This window comes from Levilactobacillus parabrevis ATCC 53295, assembly GCF_001434055.1.
GTDB lineage: Bacteria > Bacillota > Bacilli > Lactobacillales > Lactobacillaceae > Levilactobacillus > Levilactobacillus parabrevis.
The window spans coordinates 1-24,553 of the sequence record NZ_AZCZ01000015.1 but is presented as its reverse complement, the minus strand read 5'-3'; the positions used below and the strand labels follow the sequence as shown (position 1 = coordinate 24,553).

Genomic DNA, 24,553 nt, shown 5'->3' with positions numbered 1-24,553 from the left:
GTTCATTAAGATTTAAATGAAACACAACACCCATCATTTTAGCAAATTTATTTCGGGAATACCATATTATTAAGGATTCTTAAACGGTTCGCTGAAAATGGCCTATGATGGGGCTAATTCGCTGAGTTTAATGGAATCGGTTACTTTGACCTGCCGCCGGCCAATCGTCTCAATAATTCCGGACGTTGCCAGCTGTCTCAGCTTGCGGCTCAACGATTCCGGCGTCATCCCCAGATAAGCAGCCAGATCCTGTTTGCTCATCGGTAAGTCAACCGTGCCCGTCGTATGGCCGGTGAGTTCCTGTAAATATCCTGCCAAACGAGGTAACGCATCTGGAATCGCCAACAATGTTGCTTGACGTTCGGCGGACTTCAGCCGGTCGGCCAAAGCACCCAGTAAGGCCATCGACAGTGGCGGCAACTTCTTGATCAGTGCCGTCAGCGAGGCCCGCGAAATGGTACACAGCTCGGTTGTTTTGGTTGCTTCAGCGTAGGACGCATGGATTTCGTCCGTGAACAACGCAATTTCACCAACGAAGTCTCCCGGATTCAGGACCCGTAAAACCTGTTCTCGGCCATCCTCGGCCAAATGATACAAGCGAACCTGTCCCTGATTAACAATGTACAGCGTTTGTGAGACCTCGCCCGTGCTAAAGACGGCACCGCCCTTTTCGGCATGAATCGGGCGAGTCACTTGTGCCACCGAGGTCATCTGTTCGGCAGACAACCGCTGAAAAATCGGCACCTGTGAAACACACTCTAATTCTCGTTCAATCGAATGTTCATGCGTATGGACACTTTCCATCACGACATCTCCTTTAAAATCTTGCTTTCCGGCCACTATGAAGTGACTACTCTTGCCATCCTGACGCCTAATCAGTCGCCACTCTCAAAATTCGGTAGCTATCCAGAGTCTATTCTAGCAAACAATTGGATAGAAACGGTGGTCAACGGCTTATTCGGTCAAAATATGCTATAGTGAATCTTATATTTACGCACTTTTTGAAGGAGGAACCCCCATGACTCGTCAAACCCACCAGGCCTGCACCTCATTTCTTGCCGGCAAGCTAGCCACCATCGACGGTAGCCCCTTGATTGCCCGCAACGAGGACAACGGTGTCGCCATCTGGCCGAAACAAGCGGTCGTGCACCCAGCAACCGACAATCCGAACACGACTTTTATTTCTAAGAACAATCACTTCACCACCACTCTTCCAGTTCACGCGGCTCACTACACCGCCGTGCCCGACAGTGATCCGAGTGAGGGTGATTACGCTGAGAGCGGCATTAACAGTCACAACGTCGCCATGAGCGCCACGGAATCCGCTTACGCTAACAGCCGCGTGCTGGGCGTAGATCCACTCGTCGACGACGGTATTGCTGAAGACGCGATGGTCACGGTCGTTCTCCCTTACGTGGACTCAGCTCAAGCTGGTGTCAAACGACTAGGCCAACTGGTTGAAACCAACGGCGCTGCCGAGGCCAACGGCGTTCTCTTTAGCGACAGCGATGAGGTCTGGTACATGGAAATCGTCAGTGGTCATCACTGGGTTGCCCAGCGCATCCCCGACGACATGTACGCCGTGGTCGCCAATCAATTGGCCATTCAGGATATCGACTTCGACCGTCCCGGTGACTTTCTGACTTCTACCGGTATCCGGCACTTCGTTCAGCGCAATCATCTTAACCCGGACGGTAATCGGTTCAACTCCCGCCACATCTTCGGCACCCAAACCGTTTTCGACGCTCACTACAATACGCCACGAGTCTGGTACGGACACAAGCTTTTCACGCCGAGTGCCTTTGAAAATCCGACCGACCAGGAACTCCCCTTCATTCGTCATGCGGAACGCAAGATCAGCGTGCCGGACGTTGCGGAGTTACTCGGTTCACACTACCAGGAAACGCCCTACGATCCATTTGGCGATGGCACCGAAACCGAACGCCACCTCTACCGTGCCATTGGCCTTTCACGCACGGAAAATTCCCACATCCTGCAGATCAGACGTCACGTGATTCCTCAGTTAGCCGGTCTTATCTGGCAATGTTTTGGCAACCCCGCCTTCAATCCCTACGTCCCCTTCTACGCCAACGGCGACCAGCTCGGCACGGCGTATGCGGCCGCCAATCAGCAGTTCTCGCCACAAAACCCCTATTGGGCTGGCAAACTGCTAGAGGATCTGAGTGAAGCGCACTATCACGAGAATCGCCAGCTCATTGCGGATTTCCTGAAGCACACCCAATCATTGGGGATTCAGCGTGTGACCGCTGGCGATGCGCTGACAGCGAACGATGACACCAGCTTAGGCCATTTCAACGCGGCTACCGCACAACTTTTTGCGACAGAAATTGAAAATCAAGCCGGCAAATTGCTCTGTGCCAACGCTGAACAGTCACAGCTGTCATTTACCATGGACCAGAATTTGTGAATTGATACCGTTTTCAGGACAAGTGCGGTATAATGAAATTAGCAGCTAGCCCTGAAAGGAATGATTATAATGGATGAAGTTGTACTCTTTAATCCTGGCGATTCAATTGGTAACTTTCACGATTATCACGAAGCCGTCCAATCGGCGCAGATCTATCAAGAACGGCACACCGATGCCGGTCACGTTTTGGTAGTGAAGAGCGAAAAAGGTGAGCCTTCCTTTGATATCTTCCTAGCAGAATCACAACTGGGAAATGGCCAGACCGGCCACGCGGCCAGCGAGCGTTACCAAATTTCCAAGAAACTTTAATCTAGATGAAACGAGCGTCGACGAAGATTGGTTCGTCGGCGCCCTTTTTTGTCTTAAATTTTAGGCGAATAGGTCTAACTGGGCCTTCAAATACCGTCCCGTCACACTCGCCGGGTTCTCACTGACCGCGGCCGGTGTACCGGTTGCGACCAGTTGTCCCCCAGCAATCCCGCCACCGGGACCCATATCGATCACATAGTCCGCGTTGGCAATCAGATCCAAGTCATGCTCGATGGCAATGACCGTGGCCCCCTGCTGCAGAAGCTGATCGAAGACCTTGACCAACTGCTGAATGTCCAGGGGATGCAACCCGACCGTGGGTTCATCAAAGATAAACAACGTGCCGTTCTGCCGCTTACCGATGCGAGACACCAGCTTCAGACGTTGGGCCTCCCCACCGGAGAGCGCCGGCGTACTTTCACCGAGTAACAGGTAACCTAATCCCATGTCGTGAAGCGTCTGTAAGGTCTGTTCGATACCCGCTTCTTCGGCAAAAACGGGTAGGGCTTCATCAACGGACAAGGCCAAAACATCGGCGATACTGTACCCTTGCCATTTCACGGCCAACGTTTCTTGGTTGTAGCGCTGACCGTGACACTGCGGGCAGACTTCCGTAATATCCGGCAGATACTGAACATCTAGAGAAATCTGACCGGTCCCGTTACACGTGGGACAAGCCCCAGCCTTAACGTTATACGAGAAGCGACTATTAGTATAGCCACGTTCCTGCGCTGTTGGTGTTGCTGCGAACAGCTTCCGTAAGCGATTCAAGATATCCGTATAGGTTGCTACCGTTGAGCGCACATTCTTTCCCACGGGAACCGAGTCAACCTTGATCACGTGACGAATACCCGCGCGGTCCAGTTGGGTGACGTGCTTAGGTAACGGCCGATGGGCCACTTCGGCTTCAATCGCCGGAATCAAGCTGTCGAGAATCATCGTCGTCTTGCCAGCACCACTCATCCCCGTGACCGTCGTTAGCCGATTCTTCGGAAACTTCACCGCCACGTCATCGATGTTAAACCGGTGCTGCACTTCCAGACTGAGCTGTCCCTTTTGCCAGAGTGCTTGATCACTCAGCATCGGCCGCTCACGCAGTTGCGTCGTCCCGTTCAAGAATGGTGCAATCAGTGAATGTGGACTCCGCGCCACCTCGGCGACCGTCCCCTGATCGACCACTGTGCCACCATTTTTCCCGGCACCAGGACCGATTTCAATCACGTAATCCGCCGCACCAATAATCCGGGTGTCGTGATCCACGACCACCACAGAATTGCCTTGTGCAACCAATCCTCTAAAGGCCTTGATTAGTCCAGTCACGTTAGCCGGATGTAAGCCCACTGAGGGTTCATCTAGCACGTACAGGACGCCAGTCGTTGCGCTCCGCAGGGTCCGGCCCAACTGGATTCGTTGGAGCTCACCAGTGGACAGCGTCGCACCGGGGCGACTCAGTGTCAGGTAATCTAAGCCCAAGTCGACCATCGGCTGCAGGCTACGCACGAGTTCATCGACGAGGTCCGTTCCCAGCTTATGCATTTTAGCGGGAAGCCAGTCAACAATGGTGCCGGCAAACTCACGTAGCTGTTTAACTGGCAAATCACTGACCTCCGCCAGATTCTTACCATTCAGTAATTGTTTTAGCAGCTTCGGATTCAACCGCGTACCGTGGCAAGTTGGGCAGGTGTCAAACGTGTAAAATTTATTAAGTTTCGCAATTGTTCGTTCATTCTTGGTCGTGGCTAAGCTATCCTCAACCGCCGCAAAGGCATTCTCGTAGACCGCATTGTCCATATGGAAGATCTTGCCCTTACTACTAGGAATGTTAATCGCCACGTTCTGCTTAGGACCGTGCAAGACACGCTGCTTATCGGCCGCACTCAGATCCTTGTATGGCACGTCGATAGGAATACCGATAGCGTTGGCGACGATTGGCATAAAATTACGTCCGGGCAAATGCCAGGATGCAACCGCACCCTCTTCAATCGTCTGGTCTTCATTGGCAATCAACAGCGATGAATCCAATTGCCGCACCTCGCCTAAACCGCCGCAGGTCGGGCAAGCACCGTCGGAGTTAAACGCGAAGTCTTCAGCTCCGGGCGCACGAAAAGTCACACCACAGGTTGGGCAGGTCACGTAGCCATCATTTTCGGCCACTGCTAGCGTTGGTGGCACCTGATGCCCATTCGGACAGACGGGTGACCCCAGCCGTGAAAAGACTAGCCGCAAGATATTGAGGCTTTCCGACATTGTCCCCACGGTCGAGCGCACACCAGGAACCTGTGGCCGCTGACGGAGTGCCAACGCGGAAGGCAGATACTCAACGGATTCAACCGCTGCCTTGCCCATCTGATTGATGCGCCGCCGCGTAAACGTTGAAAGCGCATTGAGGTAGCGCCGGGCCCCCTCGGCATAGAGCACCCCCATGGCCAAGGACGACTTGCCGGAACCACTGCGGCCAGTAATTGCCACAAACTTATTCAACGGAATATCAACATCCAAATTCTTGAGATTATTGACCTTTGCACCACGAACTTTGATCTTAGTCGGTAACTGATTCGTCATAAAAACGAGGGACCCCTTTCGAAATTAGTCAATGTTTTCATTCTACCCTACTTACTCTGGAAATTCAGGGTTACGGCTTAACTATCGTTTTAACCTCGAAGTAGTCGTCAGTTCGGGTAACTGCCCGCGATAATCGTCGTGCCAGCGAACTGTTTCGCACATTGGCGAGCGTCTCGTGTATAATACAGTGATAGGGCTTTCAAAATCTACTTATGGAGGCAATCCCGTGAAAAAAAGAAGCGGTATTTCAATTAGCGTTATCGTCTTTCTAATTCTGGATGTCGTTCTTGGCATCATCTTCTATACACTAGGATACGCCATCACGTGGTCAACGGTGATCGCACTGGTCTTGGCTATCATCTACTGGTTATTTCCACAGATTGGGCGCTCAGTTGGGCTTAACCGGCCGCAAGTTACGCAAGCCCAACAGCCGGTCGGGACGCCTTATACCGATTACTACCAGATTACCTGCGTTCTCGATCAGGAGACTTGTCCGGACTGTGGCGCTCAGGATGGCCGCGTCTATCGGACGGACGAAGCCAGACCAGGCATCAACTACCCGCCCTTTCACAAAGGCTGTCGTTGCATCGCCACGCCCTGTACGGGTGATCTCCCCACGACTACGAATCGACAGTACCTTGATCCAAAGACCGGCGAATTAGGAATGGGCCCCTACCTGACGTACAGCAACTGGCGGAAGGCCATGATCAAGGAATATGGCAAGGACGTTTTTCAAAAATGATTTTCCAAGCAGAAATCGAACCTAACCGGCCAATTCGCGGCAAATCCGCAAAAATAAAATCTTCAAAAGCAATTGTCCCCCTCCCAGCAAATCGGTATACTGGAAATGTTAGGAGGCGCTAAACATGGTCCGATGGATTCCATTTATTGGTGTCAGCCTACTGTGGGCCATACTGAGCCTCAGGGACTGGCATCAGCGACGTTACCGCCGAATCTGGTGGTGGCTGGGTTGCTGGGGACTAAACGCCCTGACGTGGACGCCAGTCGCTATTACGCTGGGGAGTAGTGTTGGCCAAATTCAAACTTTTTGGATTGCTGGCGGCACTTGGGTCATTTGGCCCCTGCAACCGGCCAGTGTCGACCTGTCATTTTGGCTGAACATTGTCATGACCATTCCGCAAGGCGTTATCTGGCAATACAACCATAGTCAGCATCGGTGGCGCCAATGGCTACTCGCCGGTCTTGCCACTGGTTTGACGCTTGAGAGTGGTCAGGCCATCTTTAACTGGCTGGTCGGTCTGGGCCGTTGGGTCGACATCAATGACGTTCTGACTAACTGCACAGGCGTCATCATTGGCGCGGCCTGCATGCTGCTCCTGCAACGCCATTACCAGGTTTTAAAATGAGGAGGAATTACAGATGTTCATGACAACTGGGGGCTTAAACCGGTCCCACCAGATCCAAGGCATCCTGACCGCGACGACACACACCATGTTGCGGTCGGAAAAGCCGGATCAATTCGAACTCTTCGATGGCCTATTCGATGAGGCCAAGCAAGCGTTGATGAAGAAAGCACAAGAAATGGGCGCAGACGGTCTGATTGAAGTTCGCTTCAATACCGAGATCGCCCAGATGAATGTTGCCCCAAAATTTCTAGTGGTTCACGGCTACGGGACGGCCGTTAAATTCCCTAAATAAAAAAAATTTAAATTAAGGGTTCACATTTATACACGGATAGTGTAATATATTACTTGTTGTTGAGTTGCCCCGATGGCGGAACTGGCAGACGCGCAGCGTTCAGGTCGCTGTTTGAGAGATCAAGTACAGGTTCGAATCCTGCTCGGGGCATCACGAATAACCTGATATAGGAGCTTTGTTAGATTAACGTCTAGCAAGGCTCCTATTTTTTATCCCCAGTATTCAATTCAGTATCAACGTTGATGCTTCCCCACCGCGCACCAAGCCACATTCCTTTCACTAGACTTTCATTATCATATCTATAAAATTTAACTTTTTATTTTTAAATCTTCTGGTATACTTAGACGGTCTTATCAACCAGGTAATCAATTGACCACTTTAACCATATTTTCACAAGGTTTCCTGCCGAGTTAGCATTACGGCCTGATCACCAATAGTGGTTTAGTTTTTAAGTTATCGTAAGTTACTGGGCACAACCACACATACCCTTTACGAACTAACTACTCCCCTAAATTTTAAATGTGTAATAAAACTAATTTCGTCAACAATCGTTGTATTTACCTATAGATATGCTATATAATTATTGTGATGTTACATTTTTGCTGAATTGTCTCGCCTTTTGGTTATTCACGCGACCAGATAGGCCCATGGCGGGCAAGCTGAGGTATTTTACTTGCCAGCGGCAATTTAATTGTATACAATACACTGGAAAGTAAACGAAAGGAGGCCAATACGATGACAGACGTTAACCCCGTATTGTTGGATGAACAGTTATGTTTTTCAATCTATTCGGCCAGCAAGAAATTTAATCATTTTTACCAGAGTGCTTTAGCACCCTTTGGCTTAACCTATCCCCAATACATTGCAATGCTTGTTCTGTGGGAAAAGGCGCCTCTGACGGTTCACCAGCTTGGTGAACGCTTGGAATTAGACAGTGGTACGTTGACACCGCTGCTGAAGCGACTTGAAAAGCAAGGTTGGGTCACCCGGGTTCGGAGCCAAACCGACGAACGCCAAGTCCTGATTCACTTGACTGAAATGGCCACGACTAAGCGTGACGAAGTCTACTCACGAATTGGTCAATGTCAAACGCTACTTGGGATGTCGTCAGAAGAAATTGATTCAATGATGACTGAACTGGTGACCGTCAAGCAACAGCTCGATACGGTCAGCAACGAGCGGCTCATTACAAAAGAAGTCGACACCGTCGAATAAAGAAGACCAACGCCCCCATTTGTGAGTGCGTTGGCCTTTTTGTTGTTTCTATTGGTTAAAAGCTGTTGCTTCCGGTGGGCGACTGCCCCCTCTGGAGCAAGCAATCACCGATTCTGATTCACCCAATTATCTTAGCGCAGCGTCGCAATCATCACGGCGACGGCAATCAAATTATTAAAGCCGTGCAAAATGATCGTTGTCTGGAGCTTATCCGTCTTCCGGTAAATGTAGGCGAACGTGCCCCCCATCAGCGCGTAGATCAGCCAACTGATGATATTGTCACTCTGGTGGACCAGCGAGAAGATGACACCACTGGTGATAACCGGTAGCCAAAACATCTTGGCTGGGAAGCATCCCCCGACCAGAATCCCCCGGAAGGTCAGTTCCTCCAGAAAGGGTGAGGCCAACACAGCCGTTAGACTGAGCATCACCAGCGTCAAGGAGCTGTGACCCATGATATCCGCGATCAGGGCGTTGTTCTTCGTACTGGTTTCACCAAAGAAGACGTTATTGACCACGTTTAAAACAATCTCTGCAGCAATAATGAACGCGTAGCCCTTGACCATCAACTGCCAGTCCTGACGCGTCAATCGCTGCCAGTGCACCGGATGCACACGCTGGAAGATCCAAGCACCCAGCGCGATTGCCACGGTAAACCCGACCAGATAGCCAGCTGCCCACAATCCGCGATGGAGTGTCGTGCCGTGCGCCATAAAATTCAGTGGAATCTGAACCACCGACGTCACGACAATCATAATCAGGACCCATCCAAAATTCCAATAGCTAACTGGTTGCTGCTTAATTTGCACGTTATCATTCCCTCTATCACTTTGTTTTTTTGCCGAACAAACCCGTAACCCATCTAGGTTACCGCCGTTTCTCGGGTCACCCTTAAAACCGCAAAAGTTTTGCCAAATATTTATTTTTTAATGGCATTTTTTCTTGTTCTGCGTTACTATAGGGTTGCGGGTAAGTTTGGACTAACCTTCAACTTACGCGTGAGGCTTCTGTCCTCATTCAACAGACAGATTTCATTTTACTCCCCCAAAGTAGATGAAATTTTTACAACATAATCCCCCAATTATGTTGTAACCTTACTCTTTGGCCATTGCGACTTATCGTAATGGCTTTTTTTGTGTCTATTTTTAAGCGTTTCGTCTTCCGGAAAATTCCCTATTCATCGTCATCTTCAAAAGGTCGATGCGGCCACAGCGTCCAATATAAGAAGAAATTGACGACCGTTGCCAGCAACAAGCCACCAAAACCGACCGCAACCTTTATCCAACCAACGAGGGCCCACGCCAGCAAGCCCCAGAGGGTGCCGCCAATAATGAGGCCAGTTGCCAGGACAATTAGGATCATCGTTAACACTTTCAACAGCGTTAGCTCCCTTCACAATTCAATATCAAAAGCTTACCACGTTTCTGCCAATTTATCGAAGCCTATTTTACCGATGCTCGGTCACTCAATTGGTCGAACCAATAGGTAAAAGTTCGAATCGTGCAATCGCTTGCAACAGCGCCGCTTTAGCGTTTTACTTCACGTAAATTTTAACAAAATTAAGGGGAATTAATTGCTTATTGTCAGTGGGTAACCTAAGATAAATAGTGAATAATACGCTAAGTTTTAGCAGAAAGGACGACGATCAAGCTTGAAAATAATTACATTACACGTTTTAGACAATTCCTTGCAGGTGAGTTACGCACCGGCCGGCCAACCCGCTGCCCAGCGTCAATTTACAATTGCCTACAACTCGGATCAAGCTATCGGTGAAAATTTGGAAAACCTCCGACTAAAGTTAGCGGGGCTCGATGTGGACGCTGCCGTCATCGACAATGCATTGAGCTACCCCTTCTCTGACACCGTCGTCGGTATCAATCACCAACGAATCGACATCGGTCTTGCCATTACCAACATGCTTAACATCCCCGTCGTCAGCAGTCAGGCCATTGCTGACCAAGGGCTAAATGCGGCTCTCACTGCCAAGCGCAACTATCTGAGCTGGCACCTCGACTACTATGGCCAGTACCAAGGTAAGCGCAACTATGGCCAAGAAGCCATGCTCACCGTGGGCAACGGTTTCTTCGGTCTACGAGGGGCCTATACCGAGGCCCATGCCGATCACGACAACTATCCTGGCATGTACGCCGCGGGTCTCTACGACCAACTGTCGACTAACATCAACGGTCGCCAGGTGACGAATGAGGATTTGGTCAACCTGCCCAATGCACAGGCCCTGACCTTTGGCGTTGACCATCAGAATCCATTTCAGATCAAAGCCAGCGACATTCAAGACATCTACCGCAGTCTTGACCTCCATACTGGGGCTTTAACCACGACCATGCTGGTTCAACTTCCCACTGGCCATAGTCTACAGATCAGAACAACGAAACTCGCCAATATGAAGGACTGGCATCGTCTCGGCATTCGCTACAGTGTGACCCCCCTCAACTTTGCGGGCACCCTGCAGATCTATTCAGAAATTGATGGTAGCGTTATCAACAGTAACGTCGACCGCTATGCCGCCTTCGATCAGCACCACATCAAGGTAACCGGCACCGGTCAACAGCCCGATACCATCTACCTGGAAGGCCACACACGCTCCTCCAAGGTTAACTTCATCTTTGGTTCCCAGCTGGTTGGTCCCGGCAAGGCCCTCGATGCGCCAGTCGATACCCGACCAAATGCCGAACAACACATTCAACAGATGCGCTCGGTCGCCGTCCAACCTAATCAAACCTACACCTTTGAAAAAAACGTGGTCCTGTTCACCAGCCGTGAAACCAAGACAGACCTTATGACGACCGCCACAGCTGACCTTCAACAAGCCAGCTTTGACAACACCCTGGCCAGCTCAACGGCCTACTGGCAGCAGCGGTGGGCCGGCGCCGACATCCAGATCACCGGAGACATTACCGCGCAGAAGTTAACCCGGGTCAATCTCTATCACCTGTTCTCCTCGGCACAGGCCATCGCCTCTGGCAAGATCGATGCTTCCGTCAACGCCCGAGGACTCGACGGTGAAGCCTACCGCGGCCACGTCTTCTGGGATGAAATGTTTGATCTTCCCGTTTACGCACTACACGATCCGCAACTCGCCAAGCAACTTCTGATGTACCGTTACCGGCGGCTGTCCGCAGCTAAGCAGAACGCCAAGGACGCGGGTTTCGCCGGGGCCATGTATCCGTGGCAATCTGGTGAGGTTGGCGACGAGCAATCGCAAGTCGTTCACTTGAATCCGCTGACCAACACCTGGGATCCGGACTACTCCTCACTGCAACGTCACGTCTCATTGGCCGTGGCCTACAACGTGATCATGTACACGCACATCACCGGCGACACCGACTTCATGACCGACTACGGTTTGGAAATGTTGGAGGAAATCTCGCAGTTCTGGCTCAGCAAGGCCAAATTGGACACCAAGACCGGTCGCTATACGATCGACCAGGTCATGGGTCCCGATGAATTTCACGAAAATTATCCCAATGCCGACTCAACCGGACTGGCCAACAACGCTTATACCAACCTGATGGTCACCTGGCTGTTCAATCAGCTGACTGATTTACGGCAATCCTTACCACAGGCACAGGTTGCCGCCACCGACCAGAAGACCGGCTTTAACCAAGACGTGATCAAAGAAGTCGCCGATGTGAGCCACCATCTCAAGCTCGATATCAACCCAGATGGCATCATCGGGCAGTTCGAGGGTTACTTTAAGCTCCCACGCTTAGACTTTAGCAAATATCAGAAGAAGTACGGTGACATCTCGCGGATGGACCGCATCTTGAAGGCCGAGGGTAAGACGCCCGACGCTTATCAGGTGGCTAAACAGGCCGACGCGCTAATGGCCTTCTACAGTCTGGATGCTACGGCCGTCATGGGTCTGCTCAAGCAACTGGGCTATGACTTACCACAGCAAGCCTTGATGAAGAACCTCCAGTTCTACCTCGACCGCACGACCCATGGTTCCACCCTCTCACGCATCGTCTACGCTGTTTTGACGGCGATGGCGGGGAACATGGACCAGTCGTGGAAACTCTTCTCACAGGCCCTGTTATCCGACTATTACGACATTCAGGGCGGCACCACCGCTGAAGGCATCCACCTCGGCGTCATGGGTGCCGTTACCCTGATGTCCACACGGCACTACGCCGGCGTTGATGTCCTGGCACCGCAACTCACAGTGAACCCCCACTTGCCAGAAAACTGGCGAGCCATTCGGTTCCACCAGCTGGTCCGAGGCATCCGTTACACCTTTGAGATCGACCACCGTCAAGTCACGGTAACCGCCGATCACGCCGCCACACTAACTATTGGTCAACATGAAGTTTCACTAAAACCGCAACAACCCGCAACCATTTCATATTAAGGAGTGTTTCGCAATGACAAAATTTGCTGATATTAAAGGATTCGTTTTCGACTTAGACGGGGTCATCACCGATACTTCCGTCCTACACGGTACTGCCTGGCATCAATTGGCCGACTACCTCGGCGTGGCCTGGAGCGACGAACTCGCCAACGGTCTCAAGGGCATTAGCCGAATGGACTCCCTGGAAATGATTCTCAAGGCTGGGGGCAAGGAAAACGACTACACCCAAGCCCAAAAGGAAGAATTAGCAACCAAGAAGAATACAAACTACGTGGCCGAAGTCGACAAGATGACCCCCGCCAACATTCTCCCTGGCATGAAGGCCTTCCTGGACGATCTGCGGGCTAAGGGTTACCAATTATCCCTGGCCTCTGCTTCTAAGAACGCCCCGCGTGTCTTGGACAAGTTACAACTGGCCGACTACTTCCCTAAGGTTGTCGACCCAGCAAGCCTGACGCATGGCAAACCGGACCCTGAGATCTACACCAAGGGGGCACAGTTGTTAAACTTGCCACCTGAACAATGTATTGGGGTCGAAGATGCCGCTGCCGGCGTCCAAGCCATCAACGCTGCCGGTGAAGTCTCACTGGGAATCGGCGATGCCACCGAACTGGGTGCCGCCGACATGGTCTTTGCCGACACGGCCGACGTAACGTTGGCGAACATCGCAAAGAAGTTAGGCTAATCACAACGCGCAATCTGAAATAAACAATCTGCTATCAGTAGGGCCTGGGCCAACTCCCTGGGCCCTTTTATTAAGCTGTTTTATAGGTATAGAAACGTGTGTCAAAAGACAGCTGCCTTCGCCCTCTTGGCTTTGCCCCTACTTAGTACTAATGTAAAAAATGGCCAATCAGTCGCATCTTTATTGGCAACTTTAGAAAAATTTACGTTCTCACAAATTAAACAATAAAAGGGCAACACCCGCCATCCCCCACTGCAATAGTGAGCAGATTGGCTACGTGTCGCCCGTCTTTTTGACCCTATTCTTCCTAATCAAAATACGCTATACTAACGAGACTGGTTACCTGATTTACTGGATCAAACCGAAGTGACGCAGACCCTTGACGATGCCGTCATCCATATTGCTAGCCGTGACGTACGCGGCCTTATTCTTGGCCTGGAAAACCCCGTTACCCATGGCAATTGGGATATCGACCTCATCAAACATCTGTAGGTCGTTCAAGCCATCCCCAAAGGCGTAAGTCTTAACCTTCTCGAGGCCGGCTTCCTTCAAGAACGTGCGAATTCCCGTCTGTTTGGTGACCCCCGTCTGCATGGTGTCCAAGGCGCGCGGATTGTTGCGGACGAAGGACAGTGTCCCCGCGAACTTCTCGCGGTAGATTTTTTCCTTGTCGCGGTTGAAGACGTTCAAAAAGTTAATGTCTTGTGACTGATACCAAGTAGGATCGACCCGCGCGTCTAACCGCAATAATTTAAAGTTATCGGTTGTGTCCTGGTTTGCCTGACTCAAGCGAAAGCCCTGGTTGTTAAAGTAACCCAGCGGATCACCTTGCTCTTTGGCAAAGGCCGTAATGGCCGTTAACGTCTTCTGATCGATCACGGCCGCAGTTAATTTTTTACCCTGATATTGGACGTAACTGCCGTTCGCACTGACCACAGCATCGATTCCCGTGGCATCCAGGACATATTGAATCTCAAAAATGTTTCTTCCAGTCGCAATAACTGGTAGAATATGATGTTGTTGCATTTCTTGAATGGCTGCGACACTTGTCGGTAAAACATTCTTGTCGTCGTCAAATAACGTTCCATCCAAGTCAAAAAAGACGATTGCTTGATACATTTAATCAACCTCCTAATCCACTAATACCAACGGTTTCATTATACAACAATGACCAAAGTACTGGAAATGGCGGAAATTTTTCTTCCCGGCAGATGTAGTAGTCAGTCATTTTATGGTACACTATATCTTGTATTTCTAATTAAAGAGGGGCTATCATGGTGATAATTACAGCTGGAATGATCGGGGTCGGTAAAACGACTCTAACTGGAAAAATCGCATCACATTTAAATACGCAAGCATTCTTCGAACCGGTCGGTGATAACCCGGTGTTACCACTCTACTACCGGGACCCAAAGCAATATGGTTTCTTGCTACAGATCTACTTCTTGAACAAACGGTTTAGTATGATCAAACGAGCCCTCGCGGACGACAACAATGTCCTCGACCGTTCGATCTACGAAGACGCCCTGTTCACGCGAGAAAACAACGCTGAAGGAAACATTACGGATACCGAACTCGAGGTTTACTTACAACTCCTCGACAACATGATGACTGAACTGAACGAACTCCCAAAGAAGGCACCAGACTTGTTAGTCTACGCTGACGCCGACTTCGACACCATTCTTCACCGGATCAAGAAGCGTGGCCGGGACTACGAACAATTCGACAACAATCCTGAATTGGAATCCTACTACAAAAAGATGTGGACGGCTTACCAAGGTTGGTTCGCCGACTACGACATCAGTCCTAAGATCAAGATTGACTTACAAAAGTACGACTTGGACAAACCAGGTAATACGGAACTCGTCTTGGCTCAAATTGATGACGCCTTAAAAGACATTCGGACCGACGCAACGGTCTAAATTGACAAAAAACTCCCGCAAGCCAGAAATGGTTTGGGGGAGTTTTTTAATTTAATGGTCCGCCGTTTCGGATGGCAGCAGGATAATCTGGCTGTCACCATCGTCGTAGGCCAGAACAGTATCTGGGAGTTCGGGAGCATAAGCGAAATCCGTATCGAACCCCGCACTCAGGGCTCCTGGATGATCATTTTCATCTAATTGGACGTATTCAAACGTAGTCGTCCCTTGGTTGTTATGCAGCTTAAACGTCAGTAGATTCTCCAACGGGAATACCCCTTGGAGGTCTTGGTCGATGATCTCCCAAACGGCGTCGATCATGTCGCCGGGCAAGGCCGCAACGGTACCGTAACTGGCGTAACGTGAATGATTATTTTCAAACATTTTCTTCGCCTCCACTCTCAGTCATTTAGAACTATTATACCGTATCTCCCCTTAAAACGGGAATAATTACGCTTGATGGTCACTTAAGCTCTGCGTGCCTCGGCGGTCGAGCAAGTTGACCAAGAATGAAACCACAATCAGGCAGGCCCCGGTAATGAAAATCAGGTGTAACCCTTGATACAGAATACCATGTAGCGTAGGTAACAGGTGCGCTGGGAGATTCTTGGCCGTTTGTGGGTTAATTAACTTATTCATCATCGCCATGCTGGTCCCGGGATGACTGGCAACGCCATGCGCCATCACCACGTTCATGACGATCCCTAAAACGGACACCATCACGGTCTGTCCCAACGTTCGTGCCAAGGTATTAAAGGAGGTCGCCACCCCAATCTCTGCCACGGGTACCTTACTCTGCACCGTCACGGTCGTGGTGGTAATCGTAATCCCAAAACCAGTCCCACAGATCGCGGCAATGACAAAGAAGCTCCAGAATGGCGTGGTAGCGGGAATAATCGCCATGATAACCGCCCCAATCAGCACCAGCGTCAGACTAATATTAACAATCTGATATGGTGAGCGTTTCATTAATAATTTACCAGCAATAAAGGAACCAACGATCCACATCAGCGAGCTCGGTGTAATAGCAAATCCCGCTTCGGAGGCCTTCAATCCCAGTAACCCCTGCGTCCAGGTTGGGAGATACACTTCGAATCCCATGATAAAGCCACTTAAGAGTGCCGCAATCAGGTTTTGGACCACAAAGGTTCGGTTGCTAAACAATTCCATGGGAATCAGTGGGTCATCCGTGCGCTTCTCGCGGCGAATAAATGCCCAAAAGGCGACAATGGCAGCAATCAGGCCGCCAATCACCCACACGATATTAAGGTCCCCTTCACCAAGTAGCTGAAACGTCAGCATGACTGCCAAGAGACCCACGGACAGCCAGATACAACCGGCCCAATCCATGGTAAACGCCTTACGTTCTGTGTTCTCATTGAGAAAGAACCAGATCAATCCCATGGTCACGATCCCAATTGGAATGTTAATGAAGAAGATCCAGTGCCAGCTCAGTTGATCGACAATGAATCCCCCCAATAGTGGTGCGACAACTGCCGCAATTCCCCAGGCAGACCCATTGAGGCCCATCACGCGGGCACGCTGCTCAACGGGGTAAATATCGGCGAGAATCGTGAACGACACGGGCATGATGGCCCCCGCTCCGATTCCCTGCAGGGCACGCCAAGCAATCAACGTCTCCATGCTGTGGGACATCCCCGATAACGTGGATCCCAGGACAAAGATGAACAGCCCCACGAGAAAGACCAGTTTCCGGCCAACGGTATCGGCCAATTTACCATAGATGGGTGTGGCAATGGCACTGGTCAGTAAGAAGATGGAGAAGACCCAGTTCATCAGGGCCACCCCTTTTAAGTCACCAACGATGGTCGGCATGGCGGTCGACACGATTGTTCCTTCAACGGCAGACATGAAGGTTGCCACAAAGACGGCAATGGTGACGACCTTAACATTTGTTTGTTTCATAATTTTCCTCCTACCGTTGGGCCCCACCACACAACGAAACTGAGTAGCCAACAGCGCTACTTCCCAAATTCTGTTTGACACAGTAATATCTTATATTATCACGGATTGCTGGTGAAAGGACACCTTTCTGGTGAAAATAAATCTGGTGGTCCAGCCAATGTCTTTTTTTGCTTGCGCGTTAAGGCTACGACAAGTCGCGTTTTTTTTCAGCGCTGACGGTCAGGATCTTCAACCTTCTAGTTTTTTTCTAACCTAACTAAGCCAAAGTGCTGACTTTACGGCAATGTCAAAGACTTTTGACAGACAAGCTCTGCATAATGTGGCATGCTAGACGTAAACGGAGGCGGATTTCCATGGATCAGCTAAAATTACAGACATCGCTCATAGTTCATCGGAAACAACAGCATTTAACCCAAGCCGATTTGGCTAAACGTTTATTAAGAACCGATAATCCCCTGGCAACGTGAAACGCCACCTTCACCCACACAACTCGAACGCAAAAATCCCATCAGCCGGCGGAGTGCCAAACTGATGGGATTTCATTTTAGAAATTAATCGTGGTACTTATTTGCAAGCAGCCTTTAAAGCATCGACCTTGTCCGTGTGTTCCCAAGGCAAATCGATGTCGGTCCGACCAAAGTGGCCGTATGCGGCAGTTTGCTTGTAGATTGGCCGCTTTAAGTCGAGCATCTTGATGATGCCGGCTGGACGTAAGTCAAAGAGTTGACGAACGGCAGCAGCTAATTTGCTTTCCGTAACGACCCCGGTGCCGAACGTGTTGATGGAAACGGAAACGGGTTCCGCCACACCAATGGCATAGGCAATCTGGACTTCACATTCCGTTGCCAACTTGGCAGCCACAATGTTCTTGGCAATGTACCGCGCAGCATAACTTGCTGAACGGTCCACCTTCGTGGCGTCCTTCCCGGAGAAGGCCCCACCACCATGGTGAGCAGCCCCACCATACGTGTCGACGATGATCTTCCGACCGGTCAGACCGGCATCCCCTTGAGGACCCCCGATAACGAAACGACCAGTTGGGTTGATGAAGTACTTCGTCTTGTCGTCTAACAAGTGGGCGGGAATAACTTCCTTAACCACTTGATCGATCACGTCTTGACGAATTCGGTCCAACGTAACGTCTGGATCGTGTTGCGTACTCAAGACAACGGTGTCGACCCGTAATGGCTTACCCTCATCGTCATATTCAACGGTGACTTCTGCCTTCGCATCTGGCCGTAAGTAATCAATGGTGCCCATTTTCCGCAGGCTGGCGATCCGACGCATCAAAGCGTGGCTCAGCGTGATTGGGAGGGGCATCAGTTCTGGCGTTTCGTCGATGGCGTAACCAAACATTAACCCTTGGTCACCGGCACCGATCTTGTCCAGTGGATCTTCATCACCTTCACGCGTTTCATAAGAGTCATCGACCCCTTGCGCAATGTCGGGTGATTGTTCGTCGATAGCGACGAGGACGGCACAGTTGTCACCGTCAAAACCGTATTGACCGTCCGTGTACCCAATTTCCTTAATGGTTTGACGAACGACCTTTTGGATGTCCACGTATGCCTTGGTAGAGATTTCACCGAAGACCAGCACCAGGCCAGTCGTAACGGACGTCTCGCAGGCAACCCGTGAATCCGGATCCTGAGCCAGTAGAGCATCTAAGATGGCATCACTGATCTGATCAGCAATTTTATCTGGATGGCCTTCTGAAACGGATTCCGACGTAAATAAATGTCTTTCTTGCAATGGATATTCCCCCTAGATAGTGTTGACGACGAGTTGACCGATAATCTCGCGCCAGTCGGTTACAAGGCAGCTTCACTGAATGCGTGAATCCTATCGGGAATTGACTCATAACTTAAGCATTCTAACATATATTAATGAGGGATAAAAGAAACCTTGCCGTTTTTTTGCAAAGAATGATTGACCAGGGTCAAAACAATATCTATTATAAAGGATAAGACTAAATCAGTTGAAATGGAGCGATTCCATGACCACAATCATGGCCTTCTTAAAAAATAAGACGGTACAACAATTATTCATTTTCACCTTTTTTCAAAATTTACTTTGGTGGGTCGCCGGGTCGACCGCCGCAACGGGAACGCCCCTGGCTACGAATATTAAGGTCTACCTTGGTGGATACGGTATGCTCGTCGCTGCTGGCTACTTTCTGATTCTTAAACGTCACTTTCAGTCCCGCATCGGTCCAATTTTCGTGGTTGCGGCAGCCACGTTGGGATTGCTGGCGGCCCCGCACGATCATATGCTACAACTGTTTGCGATTTTACTGTGCGTCTTCCTGGTCCTAGCATGCGTTCCCCAATTGGGACTGCAATCCGCCTATGGCCTCGTAGTCTTCAGTTTCTTGGCCGGTTGTGGCGTCCCGGTGATCCTATTCTTTCTTCGCAATCACTACCTGGCAATGCAATTTCTAATGCCCATGGTGCCGTTAGTCGCTAGCTACCTGGTCTTCTTCGAACCTTACTATTTAACTAAGGAACGCGACTGGCGCTGGACACTCGTCACCCCCGCTATCTTGATACTGACACTGCTTACCCTCGGCTTCTCGTGTCAGATTGTCATTGCCGGCCTGTTAGCGGTCGCTTATTGGTGGCTCCAGCCCAAGATCAACGATAACTACCGGCTGGTCACGACCAGTGTCGTCCAACTCATCCTGGGCCTACTGATTTTCGATTAAATCATCAGAAAAGTAATATTTAGTTGCGTAAATTTAAAGTTTCGCTAAGCTCACAGGTATTTGGTCCCCCTCCCCGAGTTCTCGTGTTAAAATGGGGCATCATTGAAATTGGAGGAACCCCTATGCCTGAAATCAAAGTGATCGGTGACATCCTAAGTGGTAAGTTTCAGCCAACGTTAACGGGTAATACCATTGTGGACGCTGCCTTGATTGATCGCTTTTGTCAGAGCTTAATCACCGCACTAGCCCTATCACCACAATCCGTTCACGCTGAACACCACTGGGATCTAGTTGTTAATCCCGCAATCATCTACGTTGTGGATGAGCATATTTTAGACGCTAGCGACCATCAGCGCAGCATGGCCAACATTATCCCTGTCAGTCACAGAGCGCTGTTACGCGGCGAAGTTGGCACAACTAAGCGTAAATTAGCGACCATCCTAGCTGCCCAGTCGTCAGCTAACTAATGAATCCAACCAGCAACGTGCTTGCGGTTGGATTTTTTCTTTGCCTTCGTATGTATCTGCCACCGTTCGCAGCAGATGGTTAGTCACTTGATTTAGGTAAAATCCTTGATGTGAAGAATGGCGTCTTTGAGCCACACTGAACGGCTCTCTAACCGCTGCTGCAGGAGCATCAACCCATCGACCATGTCACAGGGCTGACCTTCAACGTAAAACTGCATTTTAACCTGGTAGAGGTGATGATTTTGGATGTCATACGTGCGCCGCATCTTATAGTCCAGTTGTACGTAGGTGAGCGTTTCGACCGCGGTTCCCGTCTTGATGTCGCAGGTGTCCGCGCGTGACAGCTCATGCTGTGGAAAACAATATTTCTGATGGGAATCACGATCCCAGAACTCCAGTTGATAGGTTGCCGCAACGGACTTCTGTAAGAAACGACCGATCCGCGTGAAGAAGTTCCGGCGAAAGTGCGTCAGGTCACTCACGTTCTGATAAAATAACCGCTGATCATGGTAGTTCGCAAGGGGGGCGTGTAGCGACTGCTCTAACACAATCACAGCCTCCCGGTGAGCCCTTTCGGTAGCTAAGAAAGTATCAATCTGGTCGCGCTGTTTCTGTGATAATGGCTGATTCAGCGTCTCGTTCGTTAGTGCTTCCAGGGGACGTCGTGATTCTCTGCCTTCTATCGTCATGCTTTCTCCTTAGGTGGTACCTCTTATTAGGTCTCCACAAGTCACAGCTTAACATGTGGTTATCCCAATTAACAGCTAATAACATTGCCAGTCTGGCTAATACTGGCGCTAGGATACCGGTTATATGCAAGATTTTAAGCCGCAAAAGGTGAGGAGTGGGTCGTGCCACTGGATATACAGCCAGATATCGCCTATTCATGCAGTTTAGATCCCGACGAATCAAGTCAAAATCCGTTGCCAAGGCTTCGAGATTTGACCAGCCCCTTTCTCGCACGATTTTCTCTGAATTATCAAAGTTGTATTCCCCCCCCAACACCGGTATATTAGGGGTAACCTATCTGAGGAGGATGTACACTATGGCAGAAATTCTAGTAACAACGACTGAAAAGATTCCCGGACAAGATTACGAGGTTCTAGGTGAGGTCTTTGGCCTGACCACCCAGTCCAAAAACATCATGCGTAACATCGGTGCGTCTTTGAAAAACGTGGTCGGTGGTGAAATCAAGGATTACACCACCATGCTGAATGAATCACGCCACATCGCCATCGAGCGACTACGACAGAACGCGATCGACATGGGCGCAGATGCTGTCGTGATGATGCGTTTTGATTCCGGTTCCATTGGCACAGACATGCAATCCGTTGCCGCTTACGGAACCGCCGTCAAATATCGCTAATTACCCCACAATAGGGAAAGTGTTACCACCAAATGTTCGTTACACTCTGATTATAAATATCGTTTTAAACAGACTGAACAAAGTGACTCTAAAAAAAGAGTTCTACTTTATCCAGTCTTTTTTTGTGCGCTTGGACAACCAAAGATAGTCAGTTAGCACCGATATTTCAAGTGGCCACAATGCCCGATGTGTAACGCTTTTCGCGGTGTTACGGGCTTTTTTTGGTCGTTTATATCCACTTCCACAATATTGTCCCGTGGAAACTATCCACACTCGTCATTGTGGCATAACAACTGATCCACGACCCGCTTTATACTAACGATAGTCAATAAGATATTACACAACCGAATTACAAATAGTTCGGAATTAAGAAAGTAGGTCATTAAAATGTTAAAGAAAGTTGTTAAATGGACAGTCTTAGTAATCGCCACCATCGTCTTGACCCTCGCAAGCTTCAGTACCACGATCCTCGCATCCGCAAGCAAGCCAACGCCTTCATGGGGTAGTTGGAATGACACCACCATTACTTACAAGACCAACACTTCCTCCTCTTACTACAAGAGCGTTTGGAAGAACGCCGTTAAGCGTTGGAACAAGGTTGGCGTTGTTCAATTAAAGGCTGCCAAGAGCGGCGAAAAAACTGACATTACCTTAACCTCTTCCAAGTCATTAAGCACTAAGAGCGGTAAGTTGGCGGGTTACACGAACTACTCTTACTTAAAGAAGAGCGACAACAACCAAATCGTTTCCGCTAAGTCCACGTTGAACCGGAGCCTCTTAACTAAGTACGGTTACACCAAGAGCCAACGGACCAACGTTGCCACCCACGAAATTGGCCATGCCTTAGGCTTGAGCCACTCCGGTGACAAGTCCAGCGTAATGTACGCTTCCGATCGTTACGCTTCTATCGACCATCAAGATAAGGTCGGCTTACAAGACGCCTACGAAGGCTAATCTATTTAACAAAACAACTTTCTTATATGACTGATAAAATCCTAGCCTGTCCAGCTAGGATTTTTTAATACCTGCAGGACGCCAACTCCCCTGTAAGGTTTCGGGTATCCCCGCAATCACTACGATCAAACGCCCGCTTAAAAATCCCCGATACACCAATAAAAACCGCTAGTACAGAATGGAAATCCTTCCACTGTACTAGCGGTTTATTATCATCTACTTCATATGAATAGCAAACTGCGGATGACGATGACTTATCTTAGAAATATGAACCGACTTTCCCGCTTCCTCAATCAGCTTGCCGTGTCCAATCGCCATGGCCACGTGGTAGGTGTACTTTTGCCCAGCAATCTGCCAGAAGAGCAAGTCCCCCTTCTTTGCCTTGCTGACAGCCACGTGTTTGCCGAGTTTCTGCTGTACACCAGTCATTCCCCCGATGTCACGATGCTCGACATCTAAGTAGACTTGATCAACGAACGAGGCACAGTCCAGCCCACCAAAGGCATCACGACCAGCATAGCGATAAGGGACGCTCAGATAGCGTTTAGCGTCCGCTACCAGCCGATTTACCCGAGTACCATGCTTGGGGACAGCACGCTTGAAGACTCGGTTATTCCGCGCCTGAGTGGCCTTACCATTGAGTGTGATCCGACCACTCCTCAAGTGCACCGTGAGCAAATTTTTCTGGTATTTAAATAGGACGTTCCCTGCCTTAGAGAAGTGCACGTTGACCTTTCGTGATCCAGCCTTGATGTTGCTGCCGTGTCCCTTGCTCAGCTGATGATAGCTCACCAAATAATTACCGTAAACCGTCTTGTCGTTATAGGCGTAGACCTTGCCGTTTTTCAACTGGCGAACATTGATCCAGTGCTTCGCATAACCATTGAATTTACTGGTCTGTGGCTTGCTGTAAAACATAAGACTGGCATTACGAACTGCTCCATGCTTCGTCTGGGTGATGTAGACCGACTTATAGGTGCTGACTTTCCGATCAAAGGAAGACGTCGCGTCCACCTTCTCATGCGTAGAGAAGTACCCTTCTCTGGCGAACATGGTGTTGTAACTCGCCTGAGCAGGCTCTTGCTCCAATAAAATACCGCCACCAGTAGCAATCAACCCAATTAACGCGTAACGAATCAGTTTATTTGCTTTCACTATCCTGAGACTTCCTATCTATATATGTATGATAATCTTAGTTTAGGCCTAACCGTAGGCCGTTACAAGAGGCACAGGCGGGACACAGAATATAGACGAAGCTGTTAGTTAAAATCAGTCATAAAAAAAACGACAAGCCTGAATGAACAGGACTTGTCGTTACTTTTATGAAAACCGAACATGTTCTTAGTGATACCGGAGGTGGGGTTCGAACCCACACGACCTCAACGGTCACTGGATTTTGAGTCCAGCGCGTCTGCCAGTTCCGCCACTCCGGCAAAAAAATATTGATTGGATACACCCAGTCAAAGGTGGTAATCGGATTTGAACCGACGATGAAGGTTTTGCAGACCTCTGCCTTACCACTTGGCTATACCACCATAATCGCCTATCCAATCTGATTGGATCAGCTGAAAATAATTCAAGATGACCAATCTAAGGGCGGTATGTGGGAATCGAACCCACGCGTGCCGGAACCACAATCCGGTGTGTTAACCACTTCACCAATACCGCCATCACATTACAAACAGGGATAGTAGGAGTTGAACCCACATCGACGGTTTTGGAGACCGTTGTTCTACCATTGAACTATATCCCTATAATGATGGTGGGGAGTGGATTCGAACCACCGAACCCGAAGGAGCGGATTTACAGTCCGCCGCGTTTAGCCAGACTTCGCTACCCCACCATAAATGGCGCGGGACGGAATCGAACCGCCGACACATGGAGCTTCAATCCATTGCTCTACCAACTGAGCTACCGAGCCATACCATCATGTAATATGTTTGTTGTGTATTAAATTGTTAATAACATAACAACGGTCTGTACGAGACTC

At 49.7% G+C, this 24,553-nt stretch carries 23 protein-coding genes, 7 tRNA genes and 1 riboswitch; of the genes, 14 read left to right on the top strand and 16 right to left on the bottom strand.

What is annotated here, in order from left to right:
- Positions 1 to 102: 102 nt before the first annotated feature.
- Positions 103 to 804, bottom strand: a complete 702-nt coding sequence (locus tag FD07_RS05445; protein WP_020089231.1) for a Crp/Fnr family transcriptional regulator — start codon at positions 802 to 804, stop codon at positions 103 to 105.
- 214 nt (positions 805 to 1,018) lie between these two features.
- On the opposite strand from FD07_RS05445, the gene FD07_RS05440 reads away from it, so the two are divergent.
- On the top strand, positions 1,019 to 2,428 hold the full coding sequence (locus FD07_RS05440; protein WP_020089230.1) for a C69 family dipeptidase: 1,410 nt from the start codon (positions 1,019 to 1,021) through the stop codon (positions 2,426 to 2,428).
- Between the two features lie 69 nt (positions 2,429 to 2,497).
- Complete coding sequence (locus tag FD07_RS05435) at positions 2,498 to 2,737, top strand: hypothetical protein (RefSeq protein ID WP_020089229.1); 240 nt, start codon at positions 2,498 to 2,500, stop codon at positions 2,735 to 2,737.
- A gap of 60 nt (positions 2,738 to 2,797) precedes the next feature.
- Here the strand turns inward: FD07_RS05435 and FD07_RS05430 are convergent, their stop codons facing one another.
- Entirely contained in the window at positions 2,798 to 5,299 is a 2,502-nt protein-coding gene (locus FD07_RS05430) for an ATP-binding cassette domain-containing protein (RefSeq protein WP_020089228.1), read from the bottom strand.
- Positions 5,300 to 5,525: 226 nt separating this feature from the next.
- Between FD07_RS05430 and FD07_RS05425 the strand changes: the two genes are divergently transcribed.
- The 5 genes from FD07_RS05425 (at position 5,526) to FD07_RS05405 (ending at position 8,173) form a co-directional block, all read left to right on the top strand.
- The gene (locus tag FD07_RS05425) at positions 5,526 to 6,041 is read left to right on the top strand and encodes a phage head morphogenesis protein (protein ID WP_020089227.1); all 516 of its coding nucleotides are present in this window, start codon (positions 5,526 to 5,528) and stop codon (positions 6,039 to 6,041) included.
- A 124-nt stretch (positions 6,042 to 6,165) separates the two neighbouring features.
- On the top strand, positions 6,166 to 6,666 hold the full coding sequence (locus tag FD07_RS05420) for a VanZ family protein (RefSeq protein ID WP_020089226.1): 501 nt from the start codon (positions 6,166 to 6,168) through the stop codon (positions 6,664 to 6,666).
- A gap of 13 nt (positions 6,667 to 6,679) precedes the next feature.
- Positions 6,680 to 6,958, top strand: coding sequence for a heavy metal-binding domain-containing protein (locus FD07_RS05415; RefSeq protein ID WP_020089225.1), 279 nt, complete (start codon positions 6,680 to 6,682; stop codon positions 6,956 to 6,958).
- Between the two features lie 66 nt (positions 6,959 to 7,024).
- A tRNA-Leu gene (locus tag FD07_RS05410) sits at positions 7,025 to 7,108 on the top strand.
- Between the two features lie 585 nt (positions 7,109 to 7,693).
- Positions 7,694 to 8,173: a MarR family winged helix-turn-helix transcriptional regulator gene (locus tag FD07_RS05405; RefSeq protein ID WP_020089224.1), complete on the top strand. Its 480-nt coding sequence runs from the start codon at positions 7,694 to 7,696 to the stop codon at positions 8,171 to 8,173.
- Positions 8,174 to 8,304: 131 nt separating this feature from the next.
- On the opposite strand, the gene FD07_RS05400 is transcribed toward FD07_RS05405, so the two are convergent.
- Together FD07_RS05400 and FD07_RS05395 are read right to left on the bottom strand one after the other, a co-directional pair.
- Complete coding sequence (locus FD07_RS05400; RefSeq protein ID WP_020089223.1) at positions 8,305 to 8,982, bottom strand: CPBP family intramembrane glutamic endopeptidase; 678 nt, start codon at positions 8,980 to 8,982, stop codon at positions 8,305 to 8,307.
- Between the two features lie 364 nt (positions 8,983 to 9,346).
- The gene (locus tag FD07_RS05395; protein WP_373879002.1) at positions 9,347 to 9,544 is read right to left on the bottom strand and encodes a hypothetical protein; all 198 of its coding nucleotides are present in this window, start codon (positions 9,542 to 9,544) and stop codon (positions 9,347 to 9,349) included.
- A 280-nt stretch (positions 9,545 to 9,824) separates the two neighbouring features.
- Between FD07_RS05395 and FD07_RS05390 the strand changes: the two genes are divergently transcribed.
- The gene (locus FD07_RS05390) at positions 9,825 to 12,542 is read left to right on the top strand and encodes a glycoside hydrolase family 65 protein (RefSeq protein WP_020089221.1); all 2,718 of its coding nucleotides are present in this window, start codon (positions 9,825 to 9,827) and stop codon (positions 12,540 to 12,542) included.
- Positions 12,543 to 12,555: 13 nt separating this feature from the next.
- Entirely contained in the window at positions 12,556 to 13,227 is a 672-nt protein-coding gene (gene pgmB, locus FD07_RS05385) for a beta-phosphoglucomutase (RefSeq protein WP_020089220.1), read from the top strand.
- Between the two features lie 348 nt (positions 13,228 to 13,575).
- Here pgmB and FD07_RS05380 read toward each other — a convergent pair whose 3' ends face one another.
- Positions 13,576 to 14,346 carry a Cof-type HAD-IIB family hydrolase gene (locus FD07_RS05380; protein WP_020089219.1) on the bottom strand — a complete coding sequence of 257 codons (771 nt, stop codon included), beginning with the start codon at positions 14,344 to 14,346 and terminating at the stop codon, positions 13,576 to 13,578.
- 155 nt (positions 14,347 to 14,501) lie between these two features.
- On the opposite strand from FD07_RS05380, the gene FD07_RS05375 reads away from it, so the two are divergent.
- Positions 14,502 to 15,149 (top strand): deoxynucleoside kinase, encoded by a 648-nt coding sequence (locus FD07_RS05375; RefSeq protein ID WP_020089218.1) that lies wholly within the window; start codon positions 14,502 to 14,504, stop codon positions 15,147 to 15,149.
- Positions 15,150 to 15,200: 51 nt separating this feature from the next.
- Here the strand turns inward: FD07_RS05375 and FD07_RS05370 are convergent, their stop codons facing one another.
- From FD07_RS05370 to metK, 3 genes are all read right to left on the bottom strand, one after another.
- Positions 15,201 to 15,530, bottom strand: coding sequence for a DUF960 domain-containing protein (locus FD07_RS05370; protein WP_020089217.1), 330 nt, complete (start codon positions 15,528 to 15,530; stop codon positions 15,201 to 15,203).
- 66 nt (positions 15,531 to 15,596) lie between these two features.
- Positions 15,597 to 17,072 (bottom strand): MDR family MFS transporter, encoded by a 1,476-nt coding sequence (locus FD07_RS05365; RefSeq protein WP_020089216.1) that lies wholly within the window; start codon positions 17,070 to 17,072, stop codon positions 15,597 to 15,599.
- Between the two features lie 564 nt (positions 17,073 to 17,636).
- Complete coding sequence (gene metK, locus FD07_RS05360) at positions 17,637 to 18,824, bottom strand: methionine adenosyltransferase (RefSeq protein ID WP_020089215.1); 1,188 nt, start codon at positions 18,822 to 18,824, stop codon at positions 17,637 to 17,639.
- Positions 18,822 to 18,940: riboswitch (SMK box riboswitch) on the bottom strand. (Overlaps the previous gene by 3 nt.)
- A 128-nt stretch (positions 18,941 to 19,068) precedes the next feature.
- On the opposite strand from metK, the gene FD07_RS05355 reads away from it, so the two are divergent.
- Both FD07_RS05355 and FD07_RS05350 read left to right on the top strand, forming a co-directional pair.
- Positions 19,069 to 19,776, top strand: coding sequence for a hypothetical protein (locus tag FD07_RS05355; protein ID WP_020089214.1), 708 nt, complete (start codon positions 19,069 to 19,071; stop codon positions 19,774 to 19,776).
- Positions 19,777 to 19,898: 122 nt separating this feature from the next.
- Positions 19,899 to 20,243, top strand: a complete 345-nt coding sequence (locus tag FD07_RS05350) for a hypothetical protein (RefSeq protein WP_020089213.1) — start codon at positions 19,899 to 19,901, stop codon at positions 20,241 to 20,243.
- A 92-nt stretch (positions 20,244 to 20,335) separates the two neighbouring features.
- On the opposite strand, the gene FD07_RS05345 is transcribed toward FD07_RS05350, so the two are convergent.
- The gene (locus tag FD07_RS05345; protein WP_020089212.1) at positions 20,336 to 20,932 is read right to left on the bottom strand and encodes a hypothetical protein; all 597 of its coding nucleotides are present in this window, start codon (positions 20,930 to 20,932) and stop codon (positions 20,336 to 20,338) included.
- Positions 20,933 to 21,288: 356 nt separating this feature from the next.
- Here FD07_RS05345 and FD07_RS05340 point away from each other — a divergent pair, with 356 nt between their 5' ends.
- Positions 21,289 to 21,609 (top strand): heavy metal-binding domain-containing protein, encoded by a 321-nt coding sequence (locus FD07_RS05340; protein ID WP_020089211.1) that lies wholly within the window; start codon positions 21,289 to 21,291, stop codon positions 21,607 to 21,609.
- Between the two features lie 387 nt (positions 21,610 to 21,996).
- On the top strand, positions 21,997 to 22,563 hold the full coding sequence (locus FD07_RS05335; RefSeq protein WP_020089210.1) for a matrixin family metalloprotease: 567 nt from the start codon (positions 21,997 to 21,999) through the stop codon (positions 22,561 to 22,563).
- A gap of 216 nt (positions 22,564 to 22,779) precedes the next feature.
- On the opposite strand, the gene FD07_RS05330 is transcribed toward FD07_RS05335, so the two are convergent.
- The 7 genes from FD07_RS05330 to FD07_RS05300 all read right to left on the bottom strand — a co-directional run bounded on the left by FD07_RS05330 (position 22,780) and on the right by FD07_RS05300 (position 24,484).
- The gene (locus tag FD07_RS05330; protein WP_020089209.1) at positions 22,780 to 23,718 is read right to left on the bottom strand and encodes a C40 family peptidase; all 939 of its coding nucleotides are present in this window, start codon (positions 23,716 to 23,718) and stop codon (positions 22,780 to 22,782) included.
- Positions 23,719 to 23,911: 193 nt separating this feature from the next.
- A tRNA-Leu gene (locus FD07_RS05325) sits at positions 23,912 to 23,996 on the bottom strand.
- Positions 23,997 to 24,027: 31 nt separating this feature from the next.
- Positions 24,028 to 24,098, bottom strand: a tRNA-Cys gene (locus FD07_RS05320).
- Positions 24,099 to 24,158: 60 nt separating this feature from the next.
- Positions 24,159 to 24,231 (bottom strand) — tRNA-His (locus tag FD07_RS05315).
- Positions 24,232 to 24,245: 14 nt separating this feature from the next.
- Positions 24,246 to 24,316: transfer RNA gene (locus tag FD07_RS05310), tRNA-Trp, on the bottom strand.
- 7 nt (positions 24,317 to 24,323) lie between these two features.
- Positions 24,324 to 24,406, bottom strand: a tRNA-Tyr gene (locus FD07_RS05305).
- A gap of 5 nt (positions 24,407 to 24,411) precedes the next feature.
- A tRNA-Phe gene (locus FD07_RS05300) sits at positions 24,412 to 24,484 on the bottom strand.
- Between the last annotated feature and the right edge of the window lie 69 nt (positions 24,485 to 24,553).